The organism is Alteromonas sp. AO-Serp (genome assembly GCF_017849675.1).
GTDB lineage: Bacteria > Pseudomonadota > Gammaproteobacteria > Enterobacterales > Alteromonadaceae > Alteromonas > Alteromonas macleodii.
This window is the reverse complement of record NZ_JAFLMX010000186.1, coordinates 1-10,926: the sequence shown is the minus strand read 5'-3', so window position 1 is coordinate 10,926 and position 10,926 is coordinate 1. Positions and strand designations below refer to the sequence as shown.

Below are 10,926 nucleotides of genomic sequence, written 5' to 3'. Positions count from 1 at the left end.
ACTATCCTCTTCGTCGGCTGCGTCTGATGTGTATAAGAGTCAGGTGTACGAACGCATTTTTTCTTCTTTATTCCAACGTTCATTTAGCTAACGTTCAGGTTTGATGTCCTACACTCCTCTAAACAAGAAGTGCTGTAGTGCCTTTGAGTGCTGATCTTAAGGAAAAGTTAAGCAGGAAACGAACTCGTGGCGCTCAGATACTCGTTGTTGCTTACATACAGAATATTTGCCAGTGGAACGCTAATTGCTATCACTGTAGTTGTTTAATGCAAAACTAACACTGAGCTTATTGAGAGTGGCAATGGATAAATGCAACTCATCAATATTAAGCTTTTAATTGAAATAAGAGGAAGTTATGAAAAAGACTCTTGCTGTAAGTTTGATTGCTGCGTCACTAACGGTAGCAGGTTGCGCAACTGATCCGAATAATACGCAAAAAGGTGCCGCTATTGGTGCGGTAGTAGGCGCATTGCTGGGTAAAGCGACAGGTGATAACGACAAAAGTCGTTATGCGTGGGGCGCTGCGGTAGGTGCAATCGCAGGTGGTGCGATTGGTAACTACATGGACAAACAGGAAGAAGAGCTTCGAAATGAGCTTTCTGATACTGGCGTTCAAGTTGTGCGAGAAGGCGATAATCTGCGATTGATCATGCCGGGCGACATTACCTTTGCTACTGACAGTTCTAGCATCAGCCCTAACTTCAATCCGGTTCTTCAAGACGTTGCCAAAGTCGTAAACAACTACGAAAAAACCGTTCTTATGATCAAAGGCCATACGGATGACACTGGTTCTGAGCAGTATAATCAGTCTTTATCTGAGCGCCGTGCAGGAGCGGTTAAGAATTTACTAATTAACTATTCTGTTAACCCGACGCGTATCACGACGGTAGGTATGGGCGAATACGCACCTAAAGTACCTAACAATAGTGCAGCAAACCGCTCGATGAACCGTCGAGTAGAGATGGAAATTCAACCACTCACACAGTCTAATACCTAAAGGTAGTTAAGACCCAAAGAGAAACAAAGGCCCCGTTATGTCGGGGCTTTTTTTATTGCATGGTTTTAATTTGATTAGCAACGCTATCTGCAAGCGCGTTGGGGATAGGGATCGTTAAATGGTATTGGGTGACTTTCCACTTTGCTCCCTCTTTTATTAAGACACCCGTGCCTCGTGTTTCTCCCAGGCTTTCATTATCGAGCAGTTCATCGAACCAGGCTACATCGTGATTAGGGGAAAAATAGATATGCCTGTCTCGCGGGTGGTATATCCATCCTCTGCCCTTGTCAAAGTGAGGTTTGGCATACGCCTTAAACGCTTCTTTGGTCCATACCTCAGATGCGTCGGTGCCAATAAAGATCGCGCTGTCGTGATACAAACCAAAATACTGCTCAAAGTCTGCAATAGACGCATTGTGATGTAGAGCATTAAGTGTCTGATTCACTGCGTCGCGGTCGTTGTTCGCAACGGCCGTCGTTGCAACAGCAAGCATGACCAGACCTAACAATAGATATTTCATAGTGACTCCGTTTTTCTTCTAGTATTTCTTATTATGCTGTTGAACGCATCATTAGTATATTCGAAGCAAATAATTGCCACTGTTTACTGCAATGTTATAGCATTGGGTTAATCGTTTAACTATAGATGCTGTAAGTGGCTAAAACTACCGCTAAATTCTGAACGAAGTTGTGTTGATAGCAAATATTTCCTCCTTGATGTAATGGCTAAAATGTCTTCTAGTATTCAACGAAACCGTATTCGAAGCATCGATATGATGCGTGGCTTGGTCATGCTGATTATGCTTATCGATCACGTGCGAGAGCGCTTTTTTCTGCATTTGCAGGTATCTGATCCTATGGATATCGATACCACGTCACCTTCTCTATTTTTCACACGATTAGCCGCCCATTACTGTGCACCCACATTTGTGTTTTTGACGGGGCTGTCTGCATGGCTCTATGCCAATCCAATGGACTCAGCGAATAAGGCCAAGCCGACACGCAATGTCAGAGAGTTCTTAATTAAGCGTGGATTGTTTATTCTGTTCTTAGAGGTCACATTTATTACATTTAGCTGGGGGGCGAGTTTCCAAACGCTTTATCTTCAGGTGATGTGGGCCATAGGTATCAGCATGATTGCTCTGGCTGTATTGAGTTATCTTCCAAGAACTCTGTTGCTCATTTTAGGCCTCTTAATTGTCTTTGGACATAATGCACTAACGCCAATTAGCTATGTTCCACATGAAACAGGCTATACGCTTTGGACAATGCTGCACGATAGAGGATATATACTTCAGTCAGCCGCCCTAAACATTAAAGTGAGTTATCCCGTGCTTCCTTGGATAGGGGTAATACTGCTCGGTTATGCATGTGGGCCTCTTTACAGTCAACAGCTTGATAAAGCGCGACGCGGTCGGTGGTTGCTTGGTTTATTTGCAGTGTCGCTCAGCCTATTTTTCCTACTTCGCGGTTTAAATATTTATGGTGAGACCTTGCCTTGGGAGCTACAACAAAGTGCCATCACTACGTTGATGTCATTACTTAATTTGACCAAATACCCCCCATCTTTAGCATTTTTGCTCTTTACGCTGGCCGGCATGTTTCTATTGTTGTTTGCTTTCGAGCGCGTTAAAGATACGCAGTTTGCGTTTCTCGACACCTTTGGCTCGGTCCCGATGTTTTTCTACATCCTGCATTTGTACGTATTGCTGGTGATGTACGGTATTGCATTCTTTATTTGGGGGGCGAATAAAGGAAAATACGTGGGCGTAGACCATATTTGGCAAGTATGGCTAATAGCTGCTGGCCTTAGTTTAGTGCTTTATTTCCCTGTTAAATGGTTTAGCGCCTATAAATCAAAGCACCACGCCCCTTGGCTTAAATACTTGTAAGACAGGCCTTCGCGTCTATTGTGGGTCGTATCATCATTAAGGTGGGTAGCAAAGTGCGCTATTGGAAGCGAAAGACACTTAATTGAAAGTTTTAATTGAGAGTTTAGATGAAAGTCGGTTTTCGACTTACCAGCTTGGCTTCATCCTTCATGTTTTACCGTAGACTCCCGAACAACCAAGGAAGGTTCGAAATACAGCTGAACGTTATTAGCCTGACCATATACTTTATTAAGTATGTATTTGGCTGACATTTCAGCCATTTCCGCAATTGGGTTACTGACCGTGGTAAGACGAGGAAAAACATGGTGGGCAAATACCACGTCATCGAAACCGACCACAGACAAGTCATGGGGAAGGCTCATGCCTAAATCTCTCGCGCAGCTTATCGCACCCGATGCCATCCAATCGTTGGCGCACACTAAAGCCGTGAAAGGCACATCGCGCGCCATGAGCTCTAACAAGCCAATCTTCCCGTCTTCTTCAGAATAGTCGCCGTTAAATATCAACTGTGGGTTTATGGGCAACCCTGCTTCCGACAAGGCGCGTTTATGTCCTTCCAAGCGCAAGCTCGCGTCACACTTGTCAGTCGGTCCAGAAATATATGCAATGTCTTTATGGCCTAGCTCGAGTAAGTGGCGGGTAGCCAGATATCCACCCTTTTCATTATCGAGGCTAGTGCATGCCTCAGGTAGCCCTTCTACCTGTCTGTTAACCAAAGCAACGGGAAGTTTCGACTGGTTTAACTCCAATAAATACTCATCGGATAATGCTTCTGCATGCATGATGAGTGCATCGCAATTACGGCTAATAAGAAACTCTACCGCATCTTTCTCTGTTTCTAGGCAATTTCGTCCTACCGAAATAATGACATGTTTATCTGCGGCGCGCAGCGTTGACTCTACAGCTTGCATCAGATCGCCAAAAAACGGGGCGTTGAGTTCAGGTACGAGTACCCCGACGCTGTCAGTGCGGTTATTTGCCAATGAACGAGCGACAGAATTTGGGCGGTAATTTAGCTCTTTAACCGCTTTCTCTACGCGTTCTTTCAGTACTTTGTTTACCGAAGCCTTACCATTTAATACGCGGGATACCGTAGATAAAGAAACACCTGCACGCTCGGCAACTTGATAAATGGTGGGCACGTGATAAGACCTCGTTCTCTAAAACAATCACTCTAACTGACTGTATTATGCCGATATCGGCGGTTGTTCGCTACGTCGAGAGAGTAAAGCTTGTGTAACTTCTTTTTGTTTTTCGTCATTTAATGGGTACAGACAGATTAACGCCGCGCCAGCAAAGCCAAATAGCGCCGGTATCCAACTCATTAAAGACTTCATACCTGGAAGCGTTTGATTAATTGTATTGATATCAAGACCGTTATAGCCATAGCTTCCTAATACCAACAAGACGAGCGCCCCTGCGAAGCCTCCCCCTGTTTTTTGAACAAAAGAGCCTGCAGAGTAGACGAGTCCGGTGGCTCTTCGACCTGTCTTATATTCGCTGTAGTCTGCCGAGTCTCCTAGCATAGAGAAAAATAAGGTAGGCAATATGGCGGCAAAAAACTCTGCACTGCAACCTAGAATGAATATGGCGCTCACGCTTTTCTGAGGAACAAAATAAATGCCAGAGGTCAATACGCTACTTGCTAACAGCGCGATAATAAAGAGCTTCTTGCGACCAAACATAGCGGCTAATTTGGACGTTGCTAATGCGCCGAAAATCGACACTACCAGCAGTGAAATGAAAAAGTAGCCTGTGAGTAGCTCATTGCCCATGTAATATTTGAAATAGTAGGCAATAACGCCATATTTGATGCCATTAAACATCATGGTTAGAAAACCCATTCCTAACAGAATTAGCCAGGGTTTATTGGAAAGCAGGTCGATAATATCCTGCTGAGAACGGGTGTTTTCGGCTTCAGGTCGGCGAGTTAACCGTTTAATTGCAATAGTAGTAAGCGCTATAACAGTAATGAAGATTGCCCCAGTTACAACGTCTCGATAATAAAAGAAGGCGGTTATTCCTGAAAGAGGAACTAGAATTAACGGTAGTTGCTTTCCCAAGTCGATGAGTTCAGATGTTAGTGAACGAGGAGCGGGCGCTACTTGGGTACCCGTCTCTGTTTTTGGAGAGTCTAGTTTAGTGTCTTGAGGCTTTGAAACCTGCTGCAACGTAACGCGCTCTTTCGTGGTAAAAACTGTTACACACATTAATATGACAAGCAACGTGGCAAACAACCACATGGTATATTGATACCCTACAGCAGTGTTCCCTTGGCCTAGCAAGTCCACCAGCATAGGCAAACAACCCATAACAAGCAGTCCACCAAAGAATGCCCCAGCAAAACGAAAGCCAGACAAACTTGTACGCTCTCTATCATCACTGGTCATCACGCCCATTAGCGCTGAGTACGGTACATTATTAACCGTATACGCTAAGGTTAGTCCGATGTAGGTCAGGTAAGCGTAAATGAGTTTGCCTGAATACGAGAGATCAGGTGTGGTAAAGCAAAGGACCATGAAAAGGCCAAGAAAAGGAGTGGAGCCTAATATCCAAGGGCGAAACTTTCCCATCTTAGTCTGGGTTCTGTCAGCAATCATTCCCATGATAATATCGGTCACACCGTCAGAAAGACGAACGACAAGAAATAGCATCGCAGCTGCAGCGGCTGTAATACCGAACGTATCGGTATAAAATACCGCCAAATATGCAAGTGCGCCCCGCCAAACTAAATTGGCCGCAGCGTCGCCCATGCCATAACCCACTTTTTCTTTTAATGTCAGCTTATGGTTCATTGCTATTTCCACTGTTGTTATGTTCGGCTTGCTATGAGCGCTTTGTAAGCATTGGCGCTAAGTTTAAGCGTACGCTTTTGCGTTTCAAAATCCACATAAACTAGCCCAAATCGCTTTTCATATCCTTCCGCCCACTCGAAGTTATCAAGGAGGCTCCATGCGAAGTAACCACTCACTTCTACTCCATCAATCACTGCGTTGTGTACCATGTTTAAATGGGCATTGTAGTAATCAACCCGATCAACATCATTAACAAGACCATCTTTGAGTTCGTCTGCCATTGCAGCACCATTTTCAGTTATAAAAATGGGAGGGAGCGTATATCGTTCGTTTAATGAAGTAAGTAAATCATAAAGCGCTTTTGGATAGATTTCCCAACCAATATCGGTCAATGGACCTTGATGAGGATGCTCGAAATACAATGCGCCTTTCTCTTCGGGCGCAGAATAGTGTAATCGCGTGTAGAAATTTACCCCTAAGAAATCGATGGGCTGACAGATTGTCTCCATATCACCAGCTTCAACTGGTGGTCTATCCGCTTCGTCTATATCAAATAACACTTCGGGGTAGCTTCCCTCCATTAAAGGCTGCATATACCATTGGTTGATATAGTCATCTGCTTTGCGGGTGGCTAAGAGGTCTTCTGTCTTTTGTGTGGCGGGGTAGCATGGCGTAAAATTCAATACTATACCGGCTTCGCTATTTGGGACATTTTTTCTAAGCACCTTCATCCCAAGGCCGTGTGCTAGCAAAATGTGATGAGCCGCAGTTCTTCCGTATTTTCTACCCGTTCTGCCCGGGGCGTGTACGCCTATTTCATACCCTAAATAAGCACTGCAAAAAGGTTCATTGAACGTTGCATAGGAAAAAACGGACTCGCCTAACGCCTGCGTTATTTTGTCAACATAGTCTTCAAATGCATAAGCAGTTTGTCGGTAAAGCCACCCACCTTTATCTTCCAGGTGCTGAGGGAGATCCCAGTGATAAAGGGTAACAAATGGCTTAATGCCTTTTTCATTTAACGCATCAACTAGCGTTTTATAAAAGGCAACGCCTTTTGGATTTAGCTCACCTTCTTGAGTGATAACGCGCGGCCAAGAAATAGAGAAACGGTAAGCGTCTACATTTAAGTCTAACAAAATGTCGAAATCTTCTCTCCACCGAGCAATATGATCACAGGCGACATCGCCATTGGAGTGATCAGCAATGGCTGAAGGCCGTTCACAAAATCTATCCCAAATACATTCGAGACGGTTATCGACATCCCCTTCTATCTGAAAACTTGACGTGGCAGTTCCATAAAGAAACGAATTTTTGAGTAAGGGACTGCCTGCGGGAAGCGAAATGCTGTTCATATGTCGATAACCTTTTTCTTACTGCACAAATTCTAAACGGATGCTGGCAGTACAATGAATCTGAAATAACAAAGCGGTTTATAGCACAAATAAAAAACAATTAGAAAGCGCTTTCTCATATTTATGTCATTTTTACGTTAATGGAATTAAGTGACTGATAATATTTCTATGGCTATCACAGGAATCTAATAGAGTTTTGGTTTTATTATAAATTGTTGAATATAATAGTTTTGTATTTTTTATGAGGAGTTTGGTGTTCTCCGATATAGTTGTTGTCTGTGAATTAATTGTAAAAAATGTGTTGATCTTAAACTTTTGTTGAATTAATGTTCGGAAAGCGCTTTCTTACGTCTGGGTATTCTAGCTTCTCTTTGGGAAAGCCCTTTCTGGCGGCGCGTAAGGTTCACAACACATATAAAAGCCACTATTAAAGAGAGATAGACCGTGACACAAACAACACCAAATAAAAGCAAGATCGCAGCAAGTTTGTCATTGATACTCGGGACCGCTTTGAGTAGCGGTGTGATGTCATCTGCGACGGCGCAAGAAACAGAAAAAGACATAGAAGTTATTCAGGTATCAGGTATACGAAGTAGTGTTCAAGAGTCGATGGGTATCAAGCGTGACTCTGCTGGTGTTGTTGATGCCATCTCAGCAGAAGATATTGGTAAATTTCCTGATACTAACTTAGCAGAGTCACTACAGCGTATTACTGGTATTTCAATTAGTCGGAATAATGGTGAAGGAAGCCAAGTCACAGCGCGTGGTTTTGGACCTGACTTTAATATGGTAACGCTGAATGGACGTACGATGCCTGGTTCTGCGTTACCTGGTGGTGGCGGAGCAGCAAATTCTCGCGCCTTCGACTTTTCTGACCTTGCTTCTGAAAGTGTTAGAGCGGTTGAAGTGTACAAAACAGGTAGAGCGAGTATTGCAACTGGGGGGATTGGGGCTACGGTAAATATACGAACAGCACGTCCCTTTCAAGCATCTGACAATGGCATTACCGCAAGTGTAGGCGCAAAAGCACTGCATGATACGACTAACCGTGTAGGTGATGATGTTACGCCTGAAGTATCTGGCTTCATCAATTACCTCAATGATGACAATACCTTTGGCGTTACGTTTACCGGTTCATTCCAACAGCGTGACAGTGCTGCACAAGGTGCGTTTGTGAACGAGTGGCGCGTAAATCCATTTGATGGCACGGTGCCCCAATCACCTGATCCAGCGAACCCAGATAGCGGTGACCCAATTGTGCTGAACAACGCACCAGCCATGGGACAGCTTTTCGCCATTCCCTCAGATTTACGTTATTACATGGCAGACCGAGAGCGTGAAAGAACGAATGCACAGCTAACGTTCCAGTTTGCTCCTTCAGAAAAAATGACGGCCACGCTTGATTACACCTATTCAAAGCAAGACTTATATGAAGCTCGAGCCGAGCAATCGATATGGATGGATGATAGGTACTTCACCGAACTAACCTTTGATGATGAAACGGTAAAAACGCCAGTATTAATCACTCAAGAACGCCGAGATTTGCTACCTCGTGATCTAGGCTTGGCGCTTCAAGAACTAAACCAAGTCAACGAAAACAAGTCGATCGGCTTAAACCTTGAGTACTTCGTAAATGACGAGCTAACTCTAGTCTTCGACCTTCATAATTCGACGGCGGAAGGACGCCCAGATGCGCCCTATGGAACGTGGACAAATCTTGGTTTAGGCGCAAACGTAGTTAAAGGGCAAGGTGTCGATTTCAGAGGTGACTTCCCTATTATGTTCGTCGATTTTGACGATGAAGCTCGTGATAATCTTAACGGTAATGGCGTGCTTGACCAAGATGATGTAGGTACATCGATATTGGACATGAATTTCTCGTCGCAAGACACCGAGATTACTCAAGCTCGTCTTGATGGCTCTTACGTTATGGATACCGGAAGCATTAACTTTGGTATTGAGTCACGCTCAATGGAGAGCACATCGCTCCAATCTCTTACCCGCCATACCATGGGCAACTGGGGAATTGAGAACCCGGGTGAGCTTCCTGCTGGTTCGTTAACACCGCTGGATTTGGCGAGTGAGTTTAGCGATTTCAATACTGAGGGGATGTTCTCTCAGGGCTTTACCGGTAGTGTTGCGCAAATTGGTGCATTCGCTGCTCAAGAATACGGTTTTGATTTTCTTGCCAACAACCCGTTTGCAACTAACCGTACGATTGAAGAAGACATAACTGCGGTTTATTTCGAATTGGATTTATCTGGCGAGTTAAACGGCATGGAGTACAACCTGTTGGCAGGTGTACGCTACGAAAATACCGATGTAACTTCAATTGCAAATATAAGTTTACCTAGCGGCATTGCGTGGGAAGGTAATAATGACTTCAACGTCCGTTTTGGAAGCGATATGGAAGATGTTGAAGTTGAATCAAGTTACGACCATGTACTTCCTGCATTAGATTTCGATATCGAAGTTGTTGAAAACATGATTGCGCGATTCTCTTACAGTAAGACAATAGCGCGGCCCACGTACAACAACTTGAGCGCCGCAGCGACAGTATCGCCTCAAAGCGGGCCGACAATTCTTACTGACAGCATTACCGCCACCGCGAGTTCAGGTAACCCATCGCTGATACCATTAGAATCAGACAACCTTGATCTTTCATTCGAATATTATTTCGATGAGACAAGCTATGTGTCTGTTGGTTTTTACGATAAGCGTGTTAAGAACTTTATCGGTAATGAACAAGTTGAAGAAAATATCTTTGGGTTGAGAGACGTTACCAATGGACCGCGTGCAGAGGCGGCTCGCGCTGAATTAGAGGCGCGTGGTATTCCAATTAATGACACGTCATTGTTTAACATGGTTGCTGCGATGGAAAACGGTATCGAGTATGACTCGTTGACTGACGAGCAGTTTGAGCAGCAATTCGATGTGCTGCCCAATAGCGAAGATCCGTTGATTACCTTCATTAACTCTAAACCTGTTAACAATAAAGCGGCGAATATTTACGGTTTCGAACTTGCTGCGCAGCACTTCTTTGGTGATAGCGGCTTCGGGGTACTGGCTAACTACACCACAGTGCAAGGTGATATTGGTTTTGATAATGACGCAAATCCATCGATAACTCAGTTTGCCCTTGTGGGACTAAGTGACACAGCAAACCTCATCTTGATGTATGAGAAAGATGCTTTGCAAGCGCGTATTGCCTACAACTGGCGTGATAAGTTCCTTGATACAACCTCTCAGTACATTAATGAGCCGGGCTATACCGAAGACTATTCACAAATAGACTTCAATGTTTCTTACGACATCACTGAAGATCTTACGGTGTCATTTGAAGGGATAAACATCACAGATGAAAATATCCGTAGACACGGCAGAACAAGTGCTATGTTGTGGAAATTAGATGAGCTTGGCGCTCGCTATGCACTGGGAGTTCGCTACAAGTTTTAACGATTGGGGTGTGTTTACCCGCTAAAGTGCTTAGGGTTGCGCTTTAGCGGGTTTTTTTGCCATAGTGCTGTTTGATTAGTAACCAGTAAATCGACTTAACATGTTTGTAGAAGTGCAGTGGGACATATCGTGGTTCTTAACGTATGAGTGATAACGAAAGTCATAGCAGTATGCATCGGGTCGTCATTGTCGGTGGTGGTACGGCTGGGTGGCTTGCAGCAGGGATACTTGCCGCAAAACTAAGCGCGAATCACACCGTTACCTTGATAGAGTCACCCAACATCCCTTCTTTAGGTGTGGGCGAAGGCTCTTGGCCGTCACTGCGCGATACCCTTCTTGATATTGGTATTAGTGAAACGGAATTCTTAACGGTGTGTCATGGTGCTTTCAAGCAAGGCTCCAGCTTTGTTAATTGGCGTAAAGGCGGGCACT

The 10,926-nt window shown here is 44.4% G+C and carries 8 protein-coding genes; 4 read left to right on the top strand and 4 right to left on the bottom strand.

The features are described from left to right. Positions 1 to 355: 355 nt before the first annotated feature. The gene (locus QVA83_RS12920) at positions 356 to 997 is read left to right on the top strand and encodes a YiaD family glycine zipper/OmpA-like lipoprotein (RefSeq protein WP_014951442.1); all 642 of its coding nucleotides are present in this window, start codon (positions 356 to 358) and stop codon (positions 995 to 997) included. A 52-nt stretch (positions 998 to 1,049) separates the two neighbouring features. On the opposite strand, the gene QVA83_RS12915 is transcribed toward QVA83_RS12920, so the two are convergent. Beyond that, on the bottom strand, positions 1,050 to 1,517 hold the full coding sequence (locus QVA83_RS12915; protein ID WP_156079078.1) for a nuclear transport factor 2 family protein: 468 nt from the start codon (positions 1,515 to 1,517) through the stop codon (positions 1,050 to 1,052). 201 nt (positions 1,518 to 1,718) lie between these two features. On the opposite strand from QVA83_RS12915, the gene QVA83_RS12910 reads away from it, so the two are divergent. Next, on the top strand, positions 1,719 to 2,888 hold the full coding sequence (locus QVA83_RS12910) for an acetyltransferase domain-containing protein (protein ID WP_156079077.1): 1,170 nt from the start codon (positions 1,719 to 1,721) through the stop codon (positions 2,886 to 2,888). Between the two features lie 140 nt (positions 2,889 to 3,028). Here the strand turns inward: QVA83_RS12910 and QVA83_RS12905 are convergent, their stop codons facing one another. Genes QVA83_RS12905 through QVA83_RS12895 form a run of 3 tightly spaced genes read right to left on the bottom strand, consistent with a single transcriptional unit; the run spans position 3,029 to position 7,038 of the window. Beyond that, positions 3,029 to 4,030, bottom strand: a complete 1,002-nt coding sequence (locus QVA83_RS12905) for a LacI family DNA-binding transcriptional regulator (protein WP_014977832.1) — start codon at positions 4,028 to 4,030, stop codon at positions 3,029 to 3,031. Positions 4,031 to 4,075: 45 nt separating this feature from the next. Continuing rightward, a complete protein-coding gene (locus tag QVA83_RS12900) occupies positions 4,076 to 5,683 on the bottom strand; it encodes an MFS transporter (RefSeq protein WP_156079076.1) in 1,608 nt (535 codons plus the stop codon). Positions 5,684 to 5,700: 17 nt separating this feature from the next. Continuing rightward, positions 5,701 to 7,038: a GH1 family beta-glucosidase gene (locus tag QVA83_RS12895; protein WP_061486866.1), complete on the bottom strand. Its 1,338-nt coding sequence runs from the start codon at positions 7,036 to 7,038 to the stop codon at positions 5,701 to 5,703. Positions 7,039 to 7,563: 525 nt separating this feature from the next. On the opposite strand from QVA83_RS12895, the gene QVA83_RS12890 reads away from it, so the two are divergent. After that, positions 7,564 to 10,494, top strand: coding sequence for a TonB-dependent receptor (locus QVA83_RS12890; protein ID WP_014977831.1), 2,931 nt, complete (start codon positions 7,564 to 7,566; stop codon positions 10,492 to 10,494). 143 nt (positions 10,495 to 10,637) lie between these two features. Beyond that, positions 10,638 to 10,926 (top strand): tryptophan 7-halogenase (locus QVA83_RS12885; RefSeq protein WP_287498530.1); only part of this gene is annotated, 289 nt, incomplete at its 3' end.